At 73.4% G+C, this 20,450-nt stretch carries 17 protein-coding genes; 8 read left to right on the plus strand and 9 right to left on the minus strand.

Annotated features, from left to right (window positions below):
* Positions 1-59: 59 nt before the first annotated feature.
* Positions 60-1,328 (minus strand): glutamine synthetase, encoded by a 1,269-nt coding sequence (locus ACWIX3_RS17720; protein ID WP_448608655.1) that lies wholly within the window; start codon positions 1,326-1,328, stop codon positions 60-62.
* Between the two features lie 148 nt (positions 1,329-1,476).
* Here ACWIX3_RS17720 and ACWIX3_RS17725 point away from each other — a divergent pair, with 148 nt between their 5' ends.
* Positions 1,477-2,382, plus strand: coding sequence for a class II glutamine amidotransferase (locus tag ACWIX3_RS17725; RefSeq protein ID WP_448608656.1), 906 nt, complete (start codon positions 1,477-1,479; stop codon positions 2,380-2,382).
* A 4-nt stretch (positions 2,383-2,386) separates the two neighbouring features.
* Complete coding sequence (locus tag ACWIX3_RS17730; protein ID WP_448608657.1) at positions 2,387-3,232, plus strand: MurR/RpiR family transcriptional regulator; 846 nt, start codon at positions 2,387-2,389, stop codon at positions 3,230-3,232.
* A 244-nt stretch (positions 3,233-3,476) separates the two neighbouring features.
* On the opposite strand, the gene hisD is transcribed toward ACWIX3_RS17730, so the two are convergent.
* Positions 3,477-4,802: a histidinol dehydrogenase gene (gene hisD / locus ACWIX3_RS17735; RefSeq protein WP_448608658.1), complete on the minus strand. Its 1,326-nt coding sequence runs from the start codon at positions 4,800-4,802 to the stop codon at positions 3,477-3,479.
* Between the two features lie 126 nt (positions 4,803-4,928).
* On the opposite strand from hisD, the gene ACWIX3_RS17740 reads away from it, so the two are divergent.
* The 4 genes from ACWIX3_RS17740 to ACWIX3_RS17755 all read left to right on the plus strand — a co-directional run bounded on the left by ACWIX3_RS17740 (position 4,929) and on the right by ACWIX3_RS17755 (position 11,044).
* Complete coding sequence (locus tag ACWIX3_RS17740; protein ID WP_448608659.1) at positions 4,929-5,960, plus strand: LacI family DNA-binding transcriptional regulator; 1,032 nt, start codon at positions 4,929-4,931, stop codon at positions 5,958-5,960.
* Between the two features lie 347 nt (positions 5,961-6,307).
* Positions 6,308-7,648 (plus strand): MFS transporter, encoded by a 1,341-nt coding sequence (locus ACWIX3_RS17745; protein ID WP_448608660.1) that lies wholly within the window; start codon positions 6,308-6,310, stop codon positions 7,646-7,648.
* Between the two features lie 643 nt (positions 7,649-8,291).
* Positions 8,292-8,594, plus strand: coding sequence for an antibiotic biosynthesis monooxygenase family protein (locus ACWIX3_RS17750; protein WP_448608661.1), 303 nt, complete (start codon positions 8,292-8,294; stop codon positions 8,592-8,594).
* Positions 8,595-8,659: 65 nt separating this feature from the next.
* Entirely contained in the window at positions 8,660-11,044 is a 2,385-nt protein-coding gene (locus tag ACWIX3_RS17755; protein ID WP_448608662.1) for an alpha/beta fold hydrolase, read from the plus strand.
* A gap of 176 nt (positions 11,045-11,220) precedes the next feature.
* Here the strand turns inward: ACWIX3_RS17755 and ACWIX3_RS17760 are convergent, their stop codons facing one another.
* The 7 genes from ACWIX3_RS17760 to ACWIX3_RS17790 form a co-directional block, all read right to left on the minus strand.
* Positions 11,221-12,174, minus strand: coding sequence for a C-terminal binding protein (locus ACWIX3_RS17760; protein ID WP_448608663.1), 954 nt, complete (start codon positions 12,172-12,174; stop codon positions 11,221-11,223).
* A gap of 11 nt (positions 12,175-12,185) precedes the next feature.
* Positions 12,186-13,082, minus strand: coding sequence for a dihydrodipicolinate synthase family protein (locus ACWIX3_RS17765; protein ID WP_448608664.1), 897 nt, complete (start codon positions 13,080-13,082; stop codon positions 12,186-12,188).
* A 2-nt stretch (positions 13,083-13,084) separates the two neighbouring features.
* Positions 13,085-14,050, minus strand: a complete 966-nt coding sequence (locus ACWIX3_RS17770) for a sugar kinase (protein ID WP_448608665.1) — start codon at positions 14,048-14,050, stop codon at positions 13,085-13,087.
* A complete protein-coding gene (locus ACWIX3_RS17775; protein WP_448608666.1) occupies positions 14,043-15,491 on the minus strand; it encodes an Nramp family divalent metal transporter in 1,449 nt (482 codons plus the stop codon). Before ACWIX3_RS17775 ends, ACWIX3_RS17770 begins: the two co-directional genes overlap by 8 nt.
* A 92-nt stretch (positions 15,492-15,583) precedes the next feature.
* Entirely contained in the window at positions 15,584-16,867 is a 1,284-nt protein-coding gene (locus tag ACWIX3_RS17780; protein WP_448608667.1) for an alpha-hydroxy acid oxidase, read from the minus strand.
* A gap of 8 nt (positions 16,868-16,875) precedes the next feature.
* Entirely contained in the window at positions 16,876-17,544 is a 669-nt protein-coding gene (gene eda, locus ACWIX3_RS17785) for a bifunctional 4-hydroxy-2-oxoglutarate aldolase/2-dehydro-3-deoxy-phosphogluconate aldolase (RefSeq protein ID WP_448608668.1), read from the minus strand.
* The gene (locus ACWIX3_RS17790; protein ID WP_448608669.1) at positions 17,541-17,798 is read right to left on the minus strand and encodes an NAD(P)-dependent oxidoreductase; all 258 of its coding nucleotides are present in this window, start codon (positions 17,796-17,798) and stop codon (positions 17,541-17,543) included. The genes eda and ACWIX3_RS17790 overlap by 4 nt, the downstream gene beginning before the upstream one ends.
* A gap of 233 nt (positions 17,799-18,031) precedes the next feature.
* On the opposite strand from ACWIX3_RS17790, the gene ACWIX3_RS17795 reads away from it, so the two are divergent.
* Both ACWIX3_RS17795 and ACWIX3_RS17800 read left to right on the plus strand, forming a co-directional pair.
* A complete protein-coding gene (locus ACWIX3_RS17795; protein ID WP_448608670.1) occupies positions 18,032-18,799 on the plus strand; it encodes an IclR family transcriptional regulator in 768 nt (255 codons plus the stop codon).
* 577 nt (positions 18,800-19,376) lie between these two features.
* Positions 19,377-20,351 carry a zinc-binding dehydrogenase gene (locus ACWIX3_RS17800; protein ID WP_448608671.1) on the plus strand — a complete coding sequence of 325 codons (975 nt, stop codon included), beginning with the start codon at positions 19,377-19,379 and terminating at the stop codon, positions 20,349-20,351.
* Positions 20,352-20,450: the final 99 nt, after the last annotated feature.

Below are 20,450 nucleotides of genomic sequence, written 5' to 3' on the forward strand. Positions count from 1 at the left end.
TCGTTTCGGACGGGTGGTGCACCGGTGTGCACGGGCAGGTGATCCGGGACGGCGGTGGTTCAGGAGGACCAGGCGAACCTGGTCAGCGCGTGGGCGTCCTCGCCCTGGAACAGCGAGGACTCGTACTCGCGGACGGCGAGGACGGCGGCGTGCAGCTCCGGGCCCAGGACGGCGCGAGCCGCGTCGCTCCGCGCGAACAGCTCGATGCGGGTGGCCGCGTCGCTCGGGAGCGGCACGACCGCCGCTGCCTCCGCCTCGTCCGGGGACAGCTGCGTCGGGTCGACGTCGACGGCGGGGAGCAGTTCCAGCCCCCGCTCGATGCCCTCGGCGGCGAAGCCGAGGACCAGGCCGGTCGCGAGGTAGCTGTTGGCACCGGCGTCGACGCACTTGACCTCGACGTTCGCGCCGTGGGGATTGCCGTTGTTCGCGAGCAGCAGCCGGACGGCGGCCTCACGGTTCTCCACACCCCAGCAGGCCGACGCCCCGGACCAGTGGCCCGGCTGCATGCGCTCCCCGGAGACGACGGTGCCGGCCAGCACGGCGGTGCTGCCGGGCAGGTTGCGGACGATCCCGGCGACGGCGGAGGCCCCCTCGGCGGTCAGGTCCGCGGTGAGCGGACCACCGGTGAACAGCGGGATCCCGTTCCGGGTGAGGGAGACGTGCATGTGGGCGCCGTTGCCCGAGCCGCCGGAGAAGGGCACCGGCGAGAAGGTGACCCGGAGCCCGTGCTCCCGAGCGACCCGGCCGAGGACGGCCCGGGCGAGGAGCACGTCGTCGGCGGCGCGGACCGGATCGCGCGGCGGCAGGGAGAGCTCGAACTGCCCGAGGCCGTACTCGGCGTGGATCTGCTCGACCGGGACACCGGCGGCGTCCAGCCGTTCGCACACGTCCGCTGCGAACCCGCTGAGCTCGCTGTACACGCCCGCCCCGTAGCAGGGCCAGCCGTCGCGCTCCCCCAGCGGCCGCCCGGCCTCGTCCAGCAGTCCGAACTCGAGCTCGTTGCCGACCAGGGCTTCGAGGCCGAGCGCCGCCAGCCGGTCCACCTGGCGCCGGGGAACGCTGCGCCAGCAGTACGGGGACAGCTCGCCGTCCTGGTCCCGCACGTCCGCGGGGGCCCAGCCGAACCCGTGGTCCAGCACGACCGCCCGCTCGAGGTCCGCGGTCAGCCGCAGATCCCCGACGACGCCGAGCTCGGGGGTCATCGCGATGCCGTTGTCGACGCAGAAGACCGGCCACGTCAACGAGGCGCCCATGCCGGAGCGGGCGAAGGACTCGATCCGGCGCGCCGGGACGGTCTTGGCCCGGATGACGCCGCCGGTGTCGCTCACGACCCCGGTCAGGGTGCGGAGGCCGGCTTCCCGGAGCCGCTGGGCATGCACCTCGATGTCACGCACCTCGGTGTCACGCACCTCGATGTCACGGCGGTGGACCGACGATTCGGTCGGAGAGACCACTGGCACTTGACGCGTCCGTTTCGTGAAGGCGATTCTCCAAGCCGATGTAACCTCTGTTACACAGCCGCGTCTTTATACCGGGCCTCGAACGGCATTGAGAAGGGGTGTTGTCCACTTGTGCCGGTTGCTGGGATACGTGTCGGAAGGTCTCGAGTCCGCTGTGGGGGGTCTCGGAGCCGCGGGATTCCAGACCTTCACCTCCCTGTCCGCCCTGCACGGGGACGGCTGGGGCATGGCGTGGTCCCGGCCTAGTGGCAACGGGATCGACACCGCCACCTCCCCGATGTCGGCCGCTGACGACCCGGCCTACTTCGAGTTGGCAGGACAGGCCCTGGGCCCGGCCGGGCTGGTGCACCTGCGCTGGGCCACGGACGGACTCGTCGTCCACCCCCTGAACACGCATCCGTTCACCGACGGCACCCGCGCGCTGGCGCACAACGGCAGCATCTCGCCGATCGACAGGCTGGAGGGCCTGCTGTCGGGAGCCAGCCGGGCGCGGCTGGAAGGCACCACCGACAGCGAGCGCTACTTCCGTCTCGTCCTGCAGTGCATCGAGGCGGACGGGGACGAGCGGGCCGGCCTGCTCCACGCGGTCGGGCTGCTGCACGAGCACTTCCCCGAGGCCAGTCTCAACGCGCTCCTCCTGACCCCGACGCACCTGTACGCGGTGCACGTCAACAGCCGGGCGGCGACCCCGCTCGACGACCTCCGGGAGCTGTTCGGGTCCGACGACGCCATGCCGCACGGGCACGCCGCCGCGTACTTCGACATGGCGTACAAGGTCTCCCCCACCGCGGTGCACGTGATCTCCAGCGGTCTGCCGGACGAGGGGTGGACGCCGGTTCCGAGCGACAGCATCCTGGCCATCGACCTGGCCTCCCGCGAGGTCGAGGTGCTCGACCCCCGGATCGTGACCTCCGGACAGTGATCCAGTGACCATCGGTGACGCCCTCAAGGCGGACCTGTCGTCGTTCAGCCCCCAGGAGCGACGGGTAGCCCGGGTCCTGCTCGCCGACTACCCCCGGGCGGCGCTCGGCACCAGCGCAGAGCTCGCAGCGGCGGCCGGGGTGAGCCCGCCGACGGTCGTCCGCTTCGCCCGGAGCCTCGGCCACTCGGGGTTCCCCGCTCTGCAGCAGGCGTTGCTCGACGAGCTGTCCGAGCGCGTGGCCTCGCCCCTGTCGCTCTACGAGGACAGCCGAGCGGACCGCGCCCATGGACACTGGCTCGACCGCGGGGTACAGGTCGCGACAGCCTCGATCACGCAGTCCCTGACCGCCATCCCCACGGCCGAACTCGACGCCGCAGTCGGCCTCCTGGCCGATCCCCGGATGCGGATCAGGGCCGTGGGTGGCCGGTTCTCCGGTCACCTGGCGGGCTATCTCGCGCGCCACCTGCGACAGATCCGCACGAACGTCTCGGCACCGGACGACGGGCAGACGATCGACGCGGCGGACGTGATCGACGCCGGCCGGCGGGACGTCTTCGTCGTGTACGACTTCCGGCGGTACCAGACGTCGACGGTCGAGCGTGCGACCGAGCTGGCCGACGCCGGTGCGCACATCGTCTGCATCACCGACGAGTGGCTGTCCCCCGTCGCACAGGCGGCCGAGGTCGTCCTGCCCACCTCGGTGCGGTCCACGGGCGCCTTCGACTCCGCCGCGGCCGCCTTCGTGCTCACGGAGCTGCTGGTGGACGCCGTCCTCGACCGGCTCGGACCGGCCGCCGTCGAGCGGATGGGCCGGTGGGAGGCGGCCAGCGCCCATGAGGTGCTGGTCTGACGCCGAGCACGGCCAGGGCCGCCCCTCGACGTCGGCACGGTGACGGTGGCTGCGCGGCCCCGCCGTGACACCGTTGATCGAGAAGCCCGAGATCACCGTCTGCGGTGCGTGCGAGCAGGCGGATGTCGACGCTCCGCCCCGAGCCCGCCCTCCGGCCACCCGCCGACCGGGGTGGGGTGGAGGCCTCGCGCCTCCCCCACCCCACCCCGGGTCCTGCTGCACCGGGCGGACGCCCCGGCGGCGACTACCGGCTGGTGGCGGCGTACTGCTCCGGCGCCCAGGGGAGCGCCGCGCCGGCGTACTTGGCGGCACGGACGTCGCCGGAGCGGGCGTGCCCCTCGAAGAGCTCCACACGGCTGGTCCGGCCGCACAGCTCACCGAGCGCCGCGCTGGACTCGCGGTTCCGGACCTCCTGGTAGGTCACCGTCTTGAGGTACTTCCCCACCCACAGGCCACCGGTGTACCGGGCGGCGCCCCGCGTGGGGAGGGTGTGGTTGGTACCGATGACCTTGTCGCCGTAGGAGACGCAGGTGCCCTCACCGAGGAAGAGTGCGCCGTAGTTGCGCATCTCCGCCAGGGCCCGGCGTGGCTCCTCGGTGAGCACCTGGACGTGCTCGGAGGCGAACTCGTCGGCGAGCGCGAACGCCTCGTCGATCGAGTCCACCACGTGGACCTGGCCGTGGTTGCGCCACGCGGGCTCGGCGAAGTCCTTGGTCGGCATGTCCGGGAGGATGCGCTCGATGTGGTCGACGGCCGCCCGGGCCACCTCCTCGCTCGTGGAGATGAGGATCGCCGGTGAGTCGGGACCGTGCTCGGCCTGGCTCAGCAGGTCGACCGCGACGATGAACGGATCGGCGGACCCGTCGGCGATGACGAGGACCTCGGTCGGCCCGGCGAACAGGTCGATGCCGACCTCGCCGAACAGCTGACGCTTGGCCTCGGCCACGTAGGCGTTGCCGGGGCCGGCCAGCATGTCGACCTTCGTGACGGTCTCGGTCCCGATCGCCATCGCCGCGACCGCCTGGACGCCGCCGAGCAGGTAGATGTCATCGGCGCCGGCCAGGTGCATCGCGGCCACGGTCGCAGCCGGCACCTCCCCGCGGATCGGCGGGGTGCACGCCGTCACGTGCTCGACCCCGGCCACCTTGGCGGTGAGCACGGTCATGTGCGCCGAGGCCACCAGCGGATAGCGCCCACCGGGCACGTACGCGCCGGCCGCGGAGACGGGCAGGTGCTTCTGCCCCAGGAACACCCCCGGCATCGTCTCCACCTCCAGGTCGTGCATCGAGTCCAGCTGCCGCTGGGCGAAGTCCCGCACGTTGCCCTGCACCGTGCGGATGTCCTCGATGACCTGCTCGGGGACCCCGGCGATGATCTTCTCGACGTCCTCGGCGGAGAGCCGGAAGCTCTCCGGAGCCCACTTGTCGAACTTCTGCGAGTACTCCCGCACCGCCTCGTCACCACGCCGGCGGATGTCCTCTATCACGCCGACCACGGTGTCGCGCACCGACGCGTCGGGCGCAGTTCCGCCCTCGGACCCGGCGGGAGCCTTGAGCACTGTCCTGGTCATGCGAATCCTCCTCGAGAGGTGTTCGGGGTGGCACGACCGTGTCTGCATACGCATGCAGTGTCAAGGGGGTACCTGGCGGGCCGGGTACGCTCGGCTGCGCAGGTGCCCTGGTCCAGGCGGGAGACGATGGCGGCAACGAGTTTTGACGTGGCCCGACTTGCCGGCGTGTCGCAACCCACCGTGTCGCGAGCCCTGCGCGGGGAACCGAGTGTCGCGGCCGAGACCCGCCGCCGGGTGGAGGAGGCCGCGGCCGCCCTGGGCTACGTCACCAGCCACCTCGGCCGGGGGCTGGCCACCCGGCGGACCCGGCGCATCGGGGTCGTCGCGGCCGAGCTCACCAACCCCTTCTATCCGCATCTCGTGGGCCCGCTGCAGCAGGAGCTGGAACGGGCGGGCTACCGCAGCGTCATGTACGTCGATCGCGGGGACGACGTCCTGACGGTGAACGAGCTGGCCGACGGTTCCCTGGACGGCGTGGTGCTGACCACGGCGACCCTGGAGTCGACGCTCCCCCAGTCACTGACCGACCGCGGCGTTCCCCTCGTGCTGCTCAACCGCGAGGTGGACGGCGTGGTGGCCGACGCGGCCGTGGTGGACAACGTCCGCGGCGCGGCGCTCATGGCCGACCTGCTGGTCGAGCTGGGGCACGAACGGATCGGCGGCCTGCTCGGGCCCCCGTGGACCAGTACCGGACGGGACCGGGAGCGCGGCTTCCGGCGGGCGCTGGCGGCGCACGGCCGGGAGCTGCCCGAGGAGCTGACCGTCCACGGTCCGTTCGGCTTCGAGGAGGGCAGCGACGGGCTGAAGGAGCTGCTGGGCCGCGGCGAGCCGCCCACCGCGCTCTTCTGTGCCAACGACGTCCTGGCCCTCGGCGCATTCGACGCCGCCACGCGGTCGGGCCTGCGGATCCCGGAGGACCTCACCATCGTGGGTTTCGACGACATCACCCAGGCGTCCTGGGCGCCGTTCGAGCTGACGACGGTCCGCTGCGACCTGCCCGGCCTCGCCGCCGTCGCCACCGACCTGCTGCTCAAGCGGATCAACATGCCCGCGGAGTACCACCACCGGGTCGCGCTCCCGGTCGAGGTGGTCCTCCGCAGCTCGCACGCCAGGCCGCGGGTGCACGCTCCGGGGGCTCCTCCCCCGGCGCGCACCTGACGCCGAGGCGACCGCCACCGCGCCGGCCGCCACCCCGAGGAACGGTCGGCAGGACCGCGCTCCGGACGACCGTCCCGGCTCCCGCTCGGGACCCCTGACGAAGCCGCTCCCGCTCTCGTCGCGGACGGGTGGCCGGGGCACAACCCCCCCTTGACACTGCACTCGTGGGCTGCCTACCGTTGTCCCGGGTGGTGCATACGCATGCAGCCGCGCCCGCCGCCAGGTCCCGCCCCCGCCTCACTCCACCTGGGGGACGGCGACCTCGTCCGTGACAGCAGCTCGAACCGCCGCCTGACTGCACCGGCATCCGCTTCCCCATCCGGCCGTACAGAGGGAGCCACACAGGTATGCAGAACAACAGCCCGACGTCCGGGACGGTCACCCCGTCCGTACGCCGCAAGGTCCTGACCTCGAGCGTCATCGGCAGCGTGATCGAGTGGTACGACTACACGATCTACGGGACCGCCGCCGCGCTCGTGTTCGCCTCGCAGTTCTTCCCCAACTTCAACCCGGCCACCGGCACGCTCCTGGCGTTCGGCACGTTCGCGGCCGGCTTCCTCGCCCGCCCCCTCGGCGGCCTGGTCGCCGGGCACTACGGCGACAAGATCGGCCGCAAGGCCATGCTGGTCCTCACGCTGACGCTGATGGGTGTGGCGACCGCGCTGATCGGGGTCCTGCCGACGTACGCGCAGATCGGCATCTGGGCACCGACCCTGCTCATCGTCCTCCGCCTGATCCAGGGCTTCGCCGTCGGCGGCGAGTGGGGCGGTGCCGTGCTCATGGCGGTGGAGTACGCACCGGACCGCAAGCGCGGGTTCTACGGCTCCCTGCCGCAGACCGGGGTGCCGGCGGGTCTGGTCCTCGGCACGGGCGCCTTCGCCCTGTTCTCCCTGCTCCCCGACGCCTCGTTCGACGCGTGGGGATGGCGCGTGCCCTTCCTGCTGAGCGTGGTGCTCGCCGGGGTCGGCATGTACATCCGGTTCCGCCTCGCCGAGACGCCCAACTTCTCCCAGGTCAAGGAACACGGGCAGACGGACAAGAGCCCCCTGCTCGACGTGCTGAGGACCCACCCGAAGGAACTGGTGGTGGCCTTCTTCGCGCGCTTCGCCGAGGCCGGGAACTACTACATCTACACGGTCTTCATCATCGCCTTCCTCGTCGACTACGCGGGAGCCGACCAGTCGGCCGTCCTGACGGCCGTCGTCATCGCCGCGGCCGCCGACGTGCTGGCGATCCCCTTCTGGGGGCGCCTGTCCGACCGCTTCGGCCGGCGGCCGGTGCTCATCTGGGGCGCGGTGTTCCTCGCCGCATCGGCCTATCCGATGTTCCTCCTCGCCGAGACCGGCGACCCGCTGCTCATCACGATCGGCCTGACGGTCGTGCTGGTGGTCGGCCACGCGGCGGTCTACGGCCCGCTGGCCGCCTTCTACGCCGAGTTGTTCCGCCCCTCCCTGCGCTACAGCGGTGTCTCCATCGGCTACCAGGCCGGATCGGTGCTCCTGGGCGGCTTCACGCCGCTGCTGGCGACGTCCCTGGTGGTGTGGGCCGGCGGGAGCGCCTGGCCGGTCGTCCTGATGGTGGCGGTCACGTCGCTGATCGCCGCGGTCACGTTCTTCCTGGCCCGCGAGTCCTCCCGCCGGAGCCTGGCGGAGGAGTCCTACGACGCACCGGAGCCGGTGAGGGTCTGACCGGGGTCGGCGGCCGACGCGCCAGGCGGCCGCCCGCGGGAGACCCGCGGCGCTCGAGGGGTGAGGTCCACGTGGCCTCGCCCCTCGGCGTGCGATCGGCCCGGACCGTCGCACCGCGACGCACCCGCCGAGAGGACGTCGCACGAGTGGGCCGGCGGGCTCCGGCGAGCCCTCCGGGGTCGGTGCAGGTCCCGGGCCGTGTCGCGGTCGGCTCCTTCCCGGCTGCCGCGGCTGGTCGGCGACGACCTGGGACGCTGGTCAGCACGTCGACCCCCACCCGGCCCGCCGGTCGCGTGCGGGGAACCGGCCGACCCGGCCCTCGATCGGGACGTGCTCGAGGGCATCGCCCTCGTGCTCCCCACCAGGATCGGTCGCCCCGAGCTGCCGGCGAGCTCGGTTCGGGCCTGCGCCGCGCCGACGACCGCGCGCCGGGAGTGCTCGCCGATGGTGCAGGCGCCGTACGGGCTGGGTCGGTGGGCGTGGGAGCCACTACCCCCGTGAGGACCGGATCGACGCGGCAGCGTCCGCTCCACGAGGCAGGCAGCGTGGTCCGTCCGGCTCGCCGCCCGTCCGGCGAGTGCAGCGGGGCGACGGACGGGCGAGACTGACTGCCTCAGGTGACCGTCCGGCGTGGGAGCTGGCGATGATGACTGTGGTGACGACCACCCGGCTGCGCCCGGGCGGGGAGGACGAATGGGACTCGGCGGTACGCGCCCGGTTCGAGTCGGCACGCGACCGGCCGGGCTGGGTCTCGGGACAACTGCTCACGCCGGCGGGGGAACCCCGCACCCGGGTCCTCGTGGGCACCTGGCAGAGCCGGGACGACTGGGAGTCCTGGCACCATGACCCCGCGTTCCTCGACCAACGATCGACGCTCGAGCGTCTCGAGGAGGAGCCGAGCCGGACGGACTGGTACGAGGTCGTCGCGGACGCGCGTCGCGACTGACGGGTCGAGCCCGTCCGGGCCCCGGGACGCCCGGGCCCGGACAGCGGCACGGCCGGGCGCGTCCCGTGCTGCGTGAGCTGCTCCGGGCCCACTCGACTGCCGCCCTGGACAGCGCCGGGGACCACCTGTTGGTGCGCACGGACGCGACCGGACTCGACCAGCTCGCCGAGTGGCACGCCGGGGTCGGCCGTCCGCTGACCGCTCTCGACGAACGGGTGACCACGGCGCGCTACCGGCCCGGACACCGGCAGGCCGTCGTCGAGGGCGATGCCGCGGGTGACGAACGCAGCCGGCTGTGGCTGCTCGACCTGGACGGTCCGGTGGCGCGCGACCGGTCGATGGTGAAGGCCCTCACCGGCCACCCCGGCACCGTGCACCGCCTCGCCGGGATGAGCCCGGACGGCCGGAAGGCGGCCGTCCTCGCCAACCGTCGGGACCGCGTCGCGTTCGACGTCTGGCTGCTCGACCTCGACACCGGCGACGAGCGGCTCCTGTACGACGGTGGCGGCTGGTGCCAGCCCGCCTCCGGCTTCTCCCCGGACGGCCGCTGGTTGTCCGTTCTGCGTCCTGGGCCACGCCCCATGGACACCGACCTGCTGCTCCTGGACCTCGCGACCGGTGCGTCACGGGTGGTGCTGCCCCACGCCCACGAGGCGGCCGTGGTGGGCGCTCCGGCCTGGGTCGACGCAGCGACCCTGGTGGTGAGCAGCAACGTGGGCAGGGACCGCCACGCCCTGATCCGCGTCGACCTCGCCACCGACGAGGCGACCGTCGTGCTGGCGGGGGCCTGGGACGTCGCAGGGTGGACCAGCCCGGACGGGGGGACGCTCCTGGCGGTGAGCAACGTCGACGGCAGCAGCGTCGGCGAGCTCTTCGAGGCCCGGACCATGGCACCCCGGGGCAGGCTCCGGCTCCCCGACCCCGACGCGGTGGTGGCCTGGAGCCACCTGCTGCCCGACCCGCTGGTCGCTGACGACGGGAGCGTGGTCGCGACGTGCAGCTCGCCGGGGATGCCGCCCGGCGTGTGGCGTCTCCGTGCCGATGTGCCGCCGGAGCCGGTGACCCAGCGCCCTCTCGAGGCCCGCTCGACGCGGCTGCGGCGCCCGGAACGGCACACGGTGACGAGCACGGACGGGCTCGCCGTGCCGCTGCTGCTCTACCGGCCCGGCACCACGGCCGGGGCACCGCCGTCCCCGGCCGTGGTGATGCTCCACGGCGGGCCCGAGGGGCAGTCGCAGCCGGTCTTCTCCCCCATCGTGCAGGCGCTGGTCGCACGCGGCTACGCCGTCGCGCTCCCCAACGTCCGGGGTTCGACCGGCTACGGGAAGCGCTACTACAGCCTCGACGACACCACCCGGCGGCTGGACTCGTTGCGCGACCTCGCCGCCGTGCACGGCTGGCTGGCCCACGCCGGGCTGGACCCGGCCCGGGTGGCGCTGTGGGGCACCTCCTACGGCGGGTACCTGGTGCTGGCCGGATGTGCGTTCCAACCCGGACTGTGGGCTGCCGGCGTCGACGTCGTGGGGATCAGCGACCTGATCACCTTCCTGGAGCGGACGGCGGACTACCGGCGCGCCCACCGCGAGCGGGAGTACGGCTCGCTCGGCACCGATCGGGAGTTCCTCGCCACCGCGTCCCCGCTGCGGCGGGCCGGGCAGATCCGTGCACCGCTGTTCGTCGTCCATGGCGCGAACGACCCACGGGTACCCCTGAACGAGGCCGAGCAGCTCGTGGCCGCCCTCAGGAGCCGGGACGTGCCGTGCGAACTGCTCGTCTACGACGACGAAGGGCACGGCCTGGCGAAGCTGGCCAACCGACTCGACGCCTATCCGCGCGCCATGGCCTTCCTGGACCGAGTCCTGGGACGACCCCGGATCGTGGGTACGGACGACCCCATGGACCCCACCGCGAGCACGCCGGTGCCCTCCGGCCACACCCCGGAAGGCGGGGTGCTGGTCGGCAGCGACGACGCTCGTCGTCGGCTCGTCGTCGTCGAGGACCCGCAGTGCCCCTGCTGCCGGCAGTTCGAGGAGGCGTCGGGTGACCTGCTGCGCCGGGAGGTCGCCGCCGGCGCGGTCGCGATCGAGTACCGGATGCGGTGCTCCCTGGGCCCGGAGTCGGTGCGCGCCAACAACGCGCTGGCCCTCGCCGCGGAGGCCGGCCGGTTCGACCAGCTGCGCCGGGAGCTGTTCGCGGCCCAACCTCCCGAGCACAGCGGCGGCTTCACCGCCGAGGACCTGCTCGGTCTGGGCAGGCGGGTGGACCTGGACGAGCCGGCATACGTGACCGGGGTCCGAGAGGGCCGGTACGAGGCCTGGGCGCTCGCGGTCGACCGGGCGTTCCGGGAGCAGGATCCGCGGGGCACGCCCGCTGGCCTGCTCGACGGCGAGCCCGTCGACCCCTCCACGCTGTACGACGAGCAAGCGCTGGGGGCGCTGCTGCGGGCCTGAGTGCGGGCGTCCTGCCCGGCGTCGGGATCGTGGATCCAGGGACGCGGTGGCCAGCCGGCAGAGCCCACCCGCTGCAGGGCCGGTCGAGACGATGGCCGGGAGGTCTGCGGCGCGTCGGACGGAGCCGACTCGGGCTGCTCGTGCGGCTGCGGCGTGACGCTCCTCGCCGCCGGGCGTCACCGCCCTTCGACGACGACGTGGTCGGGGCGCCCGGTCCGCGCCCAGCTGACGACGTTGTACGCCGCCTTGCGGCGCAACTCCGTCTCCGACTCCTCGGAGTACCAGGCCACGTGCGGGCTGAGCAGTGCCCGGGGATGGCTGAGCAGGGGGTGGTCGGCCGGCGGCGGCTCCTGGGGCAGCACGTCGAGGCCGACACCGGCCAGCCGGCCGTCCTCGAGCGCCTGCAGGACGGCGTCGAGCCGGACCAGCCCGCCCCGCGCGGTGTTGACGAGGTAGGACCCGGCGGGCATCCGGTCGAGCAGGTCCGTGTCGACGAGGCCCTGGGTCTCGGCGGTCAGCGGCAGGTGCAACGTGACCGCGTCGCTGCGCGCGAACAGCTCCGGGAGCTCCAGCCGCTCCACCCCGGGGGGCCAGGCGTCGTCCGGGAGGTACGGGTCGTACCCCACGCGCCGGCCGAACCACGGCGCGGCGCCCTCCAAGGTCGTGCGCCCGATCCGGCCGAGCCCCACGACCCCGAGGGTCAGCCCCCCCGGCCGCCGCAGCCGCCCCCCGAGCCGGTGGTCCCAGCGCCCGGCGTGCACGTGCCGATCGTGCCCGGCGAGGTTGCGCAGCAGGGCGAGCAGCATCGCCACCGCGTGCAGGGCGACCTCGACGGTCCCGTAGTCGGGCACGTTGCACACCCAGACGCCGCGGGCGCGGGCGGCGTCGGTGTCGACGACGTCGACCCCCACGCCGTAACGGCTCACCAGCCGCAGCCGGGGCAGGGCCTCCAGCACTTCCGCGGTGATCGGGGCGTACTGCACGAGGACGGCGTCGACGTCGTGCGCGGCCGCGATCACCTCTTCCGGCGTCCGGCACCGGGCGGTGAGCAGCTCGTGCCCGGCGGCGGACAGCACCTCCGCCTCGATGTCGAGGGCTCCGTAGTCCGCGTCGGTCACCAGCACGCGCACCCCGGGCCTCCTCACCTGGTCGCTGGTCCGGTCGGTCCGGCCACGGCGCGCCCCGCCGCGGCAACGGCGTCGAACGACGCCGGGACGGGGGTCAACGGCGGCCGCACGGTACCCATGGGGTGCCCGTGCCGCTGCTCGGCGACCTTCTTCAGCACCCCGGGCGCGTCGTGCTCCTTGGTCATCGCGCGTACCTGCTGCAGGTGGGCGGAGAGCGCCGCCGCCTCGGCCGACCGCCCGTCGCGGACGTGCCGGTAGAGCGCGACCACCTGCTCGGGGACGATGTTGGCCAGGGCGGAGATCGAGCCGTGCGCGGTCATCAGCCGCCCGGGCAGGTCGTCCTCCGTGCCGACGAGGACCCCCCGCCCCGCAGCGTGCACGTCGGCGGCGTAGCCCGGTTCGCCCCCGGAGTCCTTCACACCCCACACCGGCAGGCCGGTGACCAGCTCGGCCGGCAGCGGGACGGCGTACTTCGGGATGTGGTACATCACCACCGGGTGCCGGGTCGCGGCCAGGACGCGGTCGTAGAACAGCCGCAGCCCCTCGGGCGACACCGGCTTGAAGAAGTAGGGCGGCAGCACCATGACCGCCCGCACCGGCAGCTCCTCCAGCGAGGCCAGCAGGTCGAGGGTGTCCGGCAGGTTCCCCTCGGCGACCGTGGGGACGACCTGGAGGGGGCCCGCAGCGGGGACCAACGCCTCGAGCACGGCCTGCTTCTCCCGCGTGGCCACCGACGGGCCCTCGCCGTTGGTGCCGAACGGGATGACGCCGGTGACCCCTTGCTCGGCCAGCCAGCGGACGTGGCCGAGGTAGGCGTCCACGTCGACGCTGAAGCGCTCGTCGTCGCGGAACGGCGTCACGTTGGCGACGTAGACGCCCTCGAGGACGCCGGCCGGGTCCGGCTGCTGCATCGTCATCTCCCGAGGTCGACGGTCTGGTCGAGGAACGCGGTGAGCTCACGGCGGCTGGGCAGCCCCTCGTAGTCGCCGAGGTTCTGCACGCAGAACGCGCCCATCGCGTTGGCCGTGCGCAGGCGGCCCGCCGGCTCCTGCCCCTCCAGGGTCGCGGCCAGGTAGCCGGCGGCGAACGCGTCCCCCGCCCCGACCGGGTCCACCTGGCGCGCCGGGAACCCCGGTGAGGTCAGCCGCTCGCCGTCCACCACCGCCGCGCAGCCGCGGGCGCCCAGCTTGAGCACGACCTCAGCGGGGCCGGCGTCGGCGAGGCGGTCCAGGGAGGTGTCGTCGTCCCAGCCCCACAGTGCCCGGGCCTCCTCGTCGCCGACCAGCAGGACGTCGACGTGCGGCAGCATCGCCTCGCTGGCGGCCCGGGCCGCTGCCGGCTCCCACAGCCGGCTGCGGTAGTTGACGTCGTAGCTCACCCGGACACCGGCCTCCCGCGCCGTCCGCGCCGCCCAGGGCAGGAACTCCGCCGACTCCGGCGACAGCGCCCCGGTGATCCCGGTCAGGTGCAGGAAGGCGGCCCCGTCGAGCACCGCCGGGTCGAAGGCGCCCGGCGCCAGGGTCGAGGCCGCCGACCCGCGGCGGTAGTAGTACACCCGCAGCGCGCCGGCGACCTCCTCCCGCAGGTACAGACCGGTCGGCCGGTCCACGAGCCGGCGCACGGCGCTGGTGTCCACGCCCTCGGCACGCACCCGGTGCAGGACGAGCTCGCCGAGCTCGTCCTCCCCCAGGGCGCTCACCCAACGGGCCGGGACGCCGAGCCGCGACAGCCCGATGGCCACGTTGCTCTCCGCGCCGCCGATCGACAGGTGCACCGCGCCGGCGTGCCGCAGCCGGCCCGGGGCCGGGGGGACGACGAGCACCATCGTCTCCCCGGCGGTGACGACCCGTGGCGCAGGGGCCTCCCCCGCCTCAGCCACCGAACAGGTTCTGCAGCTGCTGGTTGAAGGTCAGCACGCACAGGAAGCCGAACAGCAGGAACGCCCAGATCAGGGCGGCCACCCGGCCGGCGCCCGGGCGGATCTCCTTCGGCAGGACCCGCTTGTTCACCAGCAGCAGCAGCGCCGAGTAGATGAACATCATCAGCCCGCCGGTGACCGCGGAGATCACCAGCAGGACCAGCGGCTGCGACAGCCCGGACAGGATCACGACGACGCCGATCACGACCAGGCCCCAGACCAGCGCAAAGTAGATCTTGCTCTCGTTCGCGCCCTTCAGGTACGCGGTCTTCAGCACGTCGGCGCCCAGCCGGCTGGTGTAGTCGACGATCCCCAGCGCCGCGGCGAACAGCGAGAACGCGCCGATGATCCAGAAGAACGTGCCGAACCAGCCGCCGACGGTCTCGTTGAGCGCGTTCCCCTCCGCCTCGAGGAAGGAGATGTCGCTGGCCAGCCCCTCCTGCCCGAAGACCGTGGCGTAGGCCAGCAGCGAGGTGAACAGGATGGTGAGGAAGCTGATCGCCACGAAGGTGCTCAGCTGCTCGATGTTGGCGAACTTCCACCAGCGCCGCCAGCGGCCCAGGTTCTCCGGGGTGGGCTCGAAGACGAAGCCGGTCGACGGCGCTGCCTCGGGGTGGCCGGTCACCGGGCTGACGATGCGCGGCACGTAGGCGCCCATGCCAAAGCGCTTGTCCCGGATCCAGTTGCTCTGGCACAGGTTCTGGCCGCCACCGGCGCCGGCGAACGCCAGCGCGCCCAGCAGCAGCGCGAACCCGAGCTCCTGGTGCGGCAGCCCCGCCCTGGTGACGATGTGCGGGACGTCCGCCCAGGTGGAGGCACTGATCGCGGCGAACGAGGCGACCACGATGAGCAGCAGGACGGCGGCGACCTTGACCATCTCGATCTTCTCGAGGGCCTGGTAGACCACCGGTGCCATGGTCAGGATGACGCCGATCAGCAGCAGGATGCCGATCGCGATCGGCGGCACGCTGCCGCCGACCAGGTAGGTGATCAGCGTGGCCGAGCTGGTGGCCCACCCCGGCCAGATGTTGGCGAAGTAGGCCAGGATCGCGAAGACCAGACCCCAGTGCCGCCAGTACCGGCTGAACCCGGTGAGCGCGGTCTCCCCCGTGGCCAGCGTGTAGCGCTCGATCTCCATGTTGAGGAAGTACTGGGTGGCCAGGCCGACGAACGCCGCCCAGACGAACACCAGCCCGACCTGGGAGGCGATGTAGGGATAGAGGATGAACTCGCCGCTGGCCATGCCCACGCCGGCCGCGATGATCCCCGGGCCGATGACGCTACGGAAGCGGGCCGGGGCCTCGGGCATGTCCCGCACCTTGGGTGCTTCCAGGTGCTTGGTCGGGAAGAGGTCCACCACCGAGGACGGCGTGCCCCCCGGCTGACGGGTGCTGACCATCATGCTCCTTCGCATGTGAGCTGGGCCACTCATGGCGTGGTACCGGGTTTGTGCACCTTCCCGCCGGTCCGCGCAAGACGGGCCGGGCGGCGCGATCAGACCGAGACGTTCGGGTAGTCCCCCGCGGCGTGCGGGGTGAAGGCGACGTGCCGGTCGGAGAGGTCCTCGCTGCGTCGCACGCCCAGCAGTTGCATCGACCGCTGGTACTCCTCGGCGAGGATCTCGTAGGCGCGCAGCACGCCGTCGCGGCCGCCGGCCATGAGGCCGTACAGGTAGGCGCGGCCGATCATCACCGCGTCCGCGCCCAGGGCCCGGGCGGCCACGACGTCCTGCCCGTGCAGGACCCCGCCGTCGATGAGCACGGTGGCCTGCTGTCCCACGGCGGCGCGGATCGCCGGCAGCACGTCGAGCGTCGCCGCGGAGCGGTCGAGCTGGCGCCCCCCGTGGTTGGAGACGACCACGCCGTCGGCGCCGTGCTCCATGACCTCACGAGCCGACGCGGGCGTCGTCACGCCCTTGACGACGAGATCGCCCCGCCACCGGGCGCGCAGCCAGTCCAGCGAGGTCAGGTCCAGGCCCGGGTCGAACATCATGCTCGCGACCTCGCCCGGGGTCGGGTTGCCCGGGACCCCGGTGAGCGAGGCGAAGGTCATCCCGCCGGTGGTCAGCTTGTTGAACCACCACACCGGGAACCGCGACATGTTCAGCACGGTGCGGGCGGTCAGCGTCGGCGGGATCGTGAGGCCGTTGACGACGTCCCGCAGCCGCATCCCGGAGACCGTGGTGTCGACGGTGAGCAGGATCGTCGAGTACCCGGCAGCCTCGGCGCGCGACAGCAGGTCCTCGTTGACCGCCGGGTCCGCGGTGAAGAACAGCTGGAACCACAGGTCGCCCTCGGGTGCGGCGGCCCGTACGTCCTCGATCGAGGTGGAGCCCACCGTCGAGAGCGCGTACGGCACACCGACGTGCTGGGCCACGCTGGCCACGGCCGCCTCGCCGTGGTGGTGCATCATCCGCGTGTAGCCGGTGGGCGCGAACACCAGCGGCAGAGCGATGCGCCGGCCCAGCACCTCCACGCTCGGATCGGGGTCGGCGACCGACCGCAGCGAGTCCGGGTGGAACGTGACCCGCCGGTACGCGGCGACGTTCCGCGCGGCGGTGATCTCCTCCTCGGCCGCGCCGTCGACGTAGTCGAAGACCGCCCGCGGCGTCGTGTGCCTGGCCGCGTGGCGCAGGTCGCGGACCGAGAGCGCGTTCTGCAGCCGTCGCGCGGTCCGGCCCAGCCGCGGCCGCTTGAACTGCACGACCTCGCGCAGCTCGGCGAACCTCGGCACCTGCCGGGCGGTCCTGACCGGCGGGAGCGGCGCCCTGTCCGTCATCGTCTCCCTCACTCCCCTTCCCGGCCGCTGGACGCATCGCGGACCAGGGCCACCGCCTCTGCGGTGAGCCGGCGGACGGTCTCGAAGTCCCCCGCCCTGATCCGGTCCCGGGGCACCATCCAGGAGCCCCCGACCGCGACGACCGCCTCGATGCCCAGGTAGTCCGCCAGGTTCGCCGGCCCGACGCCGCCCGTCGGGACGAACCGCACGCCGGGGAACGGCGCGGCCAGCGCGGCGATCGCCGGCGCTCCGCCCGACGTGCCGGCCGGGAAGAACTTCACCGTCGTGAGCCCGAGCTCCAGGGCCGCCTGCACCTCGGTCGCGGTGACGGCGCCGGGCAGGGCCAGCACGCCGTGCTCGGCACACCGTTCGACCACGGCCCGGCTCAGTCCCGGCGAGACGACGTAGCTCGCCCCGGCGGCCACGGCCTGGTCGACCTGCGCCGCGGTCAACACGGTGCCCGCACCCAGCAGGACGTCCCCACGGTCGGCCATCGCCCGGATCGCGTCGCCCGCGGCCGGGGTGCGGAAGGTCACCTCGGCGACGGGGAGTCCCCCGGCCACGAGCGCGTCGGCCAGCGGCCCGGCATCGCCCGCGTCGTCGAGCACCACGACGGGGACGAGGCGGGCCCGGCCCAGAGCGGCCGGCACGTCCGAGGCCGGGCGCTGCGTCGTCACCGGTCCACCACGTCCTGCGGTGCACCGCCGGTCACCAACTCCGCGAGGCCGGGCGCGATCCGCGTGTCGGCGCCCACCGGCCGTCCACCGGCGGCGTGCGGGGTGAGCATGCGGTGCGGCGCCTCCCGGAGCGGAGAGTCGACCGGCGGCCGTTCCACCGCGGTGACCTCGAGGGCGGCCCCGGCGATCCGGCCGTCCGCCGAGGCCGTGACGAGCGCGCCCTCCGCCGGGGCGGGATCCGCGGAGCTGCTCACAGTCTCTCCTGCCGACGGACGGGCGGGTGTCGAGCCGTTCATCGAGCGAGTGGACCCCGAGAACGCCACCGCAGTCGGCCTCAGTGCCGCACGTGGGATACGGTACGTTCCTACATACGGAACGCCGTTCCGGTTCCGATGAGCACCGTAGGGCGGGTCACACTGGGACGTCAAGCCGTCATCGGCGGGCGGCAACGGACACGGCGGCCGGCCCCAGGCGGGACGGGAGCGCGATGCCGACGCCATCAGGAAGCGAACGCGGGGCCACGGCCGCCGCGCTGCCCTCCGGGAGCACGGCGAAGTCACTCCTGGTCCTGCAGGCCCTCGCCCGGGCCGACGGCGCAGTGCAACTCGCCGAACTGGCCCGGGACTGCGGCGTCTCCAAGACCACGGCACACCGGGTCCTCGCCGGGCTGCGCGAGCTCGCCTGGGTCCGCGCGCACGAGGGGGGGCGGTACTCGCTGGGTCCGCAGGCGTACGCCTTCGCCGCGATGGCGTCGCCCGCGATCTCCATCGAGCAGACCCTCGCGGGGCTCCGGGACGCCGTCGGGCACACCGTGCACGCCGGCGTCCTCCTCGACGACCACGTCGTCTACACCCACGAGCTGGACGGCCGCGACCAGTTCGTCATGCGGTCCCGGGTCGGTGCGACGGCACCGCTGCACTGCACGGCCATGGGCAAGGCGCTGCTGGCCCACCTGCCCGACGACCGGGTCTCGGCGGTGGTGGCCGCAGGCCTCCCCCGCCGGACCGCGGGGACCCTCACCGACCCCCGGGCCGTGCGCGCCGAGCTGCGGGTGATCCGGGAGCGCGGTTACGCCGTCGACGACGAGGAGAACGAGCAGAACGTCCGCTGTGTCGCCGCCGTGGTGCCCGAGGCACTCGGCCATCCCCTGCGCGCGGTGAGCATCTCGACGGTCACCTTCCTCACCGACCGCGACCAGCTGATGAGCTACGTGCCCGCCCTCCTGCGGTGCGCGCGGTCGCTGACGGCCTCCTGAGATCCACCGGGTGCGGCGCCGAGGGCAGGCCGCTCCCGCCGGCAGCACACCGCCTCCGTGGACAGCGACCGCGAGGCCGTCCCACCGGGCCGCGACCCCGGCCGGGTCCAGGACGGCAGGCAGGTCGTGGCGGAGTCCGGGTCCTCCCGAGGGGGATCGGTGTCCTGTTCCGTCGGTTCCCCGGGTGTCGCGGGCCTGGGCAGCGATGACGCCGCGGGGGTGGGTGGAGGAGGAGGGCATGGAGACGACCACGGCGCTGCTCCTCGACGCCGTCTCCCCCGGCCGGTCAGGGATGCGCCCGGCGGTCGTCGGGCCCGCCGGAGCCCTCAGGTGGCAGCCCTGGTCACGGCTGCCGCCGCACCTGCTCCAGGCTCGTGGTCGACCGAGGCGGTCCCGTCAGCTCGGCCGCGCCTGCACCGGACGGGAGGAGCACGGGGAGCTGGGCGATGCCGACGTCCGGAGGAGATCCTGCAGGCTGAGGGTTCCCGCCCGGCGGTCCGGTCACCAGGGCTCCCATCGACGCCACCGCTGCCGGCACCGTGCCGGTGCGGGTACGCCCAGCAGGACGGAGAACACCATGTGGGCACAGACGCTCAGCGGTCCCTTCCGCTTCGAGCAGGTCGAGGTCGAGCCCCCCGACCCCGCCGCCCTGCCGCCCGGGCACGTGCTGCTGGCCACCCGCGCCGGTGCCATCTGCGGCAGCGACCTGCCCAACTTCCGCGGTGGCGTGTGGCCGCACCCGGCCGCCGAGGACGGTTGGGGGGCCACGCGGGCGCCGGGCTTCCCGATGCACGAGATCGTCGGGGAGGTCGTCGCCAGCAGGCATCCCGACCACTCCCCCGGCGACCTCGTCGTGGGCTGGGCGTCGATGTTCGACGGCATCGCCGAGCTCGTGGTCACCGACGGCGACGGCCTAGCCCGCTACGACACCGGCCTGCCGGCCACCACGGCGGTCATGCTGCAGCCCCTGGCCTGCGTGCTCTACGCCGTCGAGCAGCTCGGCGACGTCTCGGGGCAGACGGTCGCGGTGATCGGTCAGGGCCCGATCGGCCTGCTGTTCAGCTCCGTCCTCAAGGCCCGTGGCGCGGCCCGGGTGACCGGCGTGGACCCGGTGGACCGCAGCGACGTCGCGTCCGCCTTCGGCGTCGACGAGATGGTCACCGCGCGGGCCGAGCGGTGGGCGGGCTCGCTGTCCGACGCCGACCGGCCGTCCGTGGTCGTGGAGGCGGTGGGCCACCAGATCTCCACGCTGCAGCCCGCGCTGGACGCCGTGGCGCCCGGCGGTCAGGTCTTCTACTTCGGCGTTCCGGACGACCCGGTCTACCCGTTCGACATGATGACCTTCCTGCGCAAGAACCTGACCCTGCGCTCGGGTGTGACCCTGGAGCGGCGCCGGGTGCTGGCGGACGCCGGCACGTACCTGGCGGCTCACCCTGGCCTGCGGGACCGCTACGTCAGCCACGTCCACCCCGTCGCCGACGTGCAGTCGGCCTTCAGCGCCGCGATCGCTCCCCGGCCGGGGCAGTTGAAGATCGCGGTGGACATGACCTGACAGCAGTCGTGGCGTCCACGCCGGACCCGGACCCGGACCCGGACCCCGAGACCCAGCGCCCCCATGTCGATGCGGAGCGTCGTGGCGATGGTGACGACC

This window comes from Geodermatophilus sp. URMC 60, assembly GCF_053502585.1.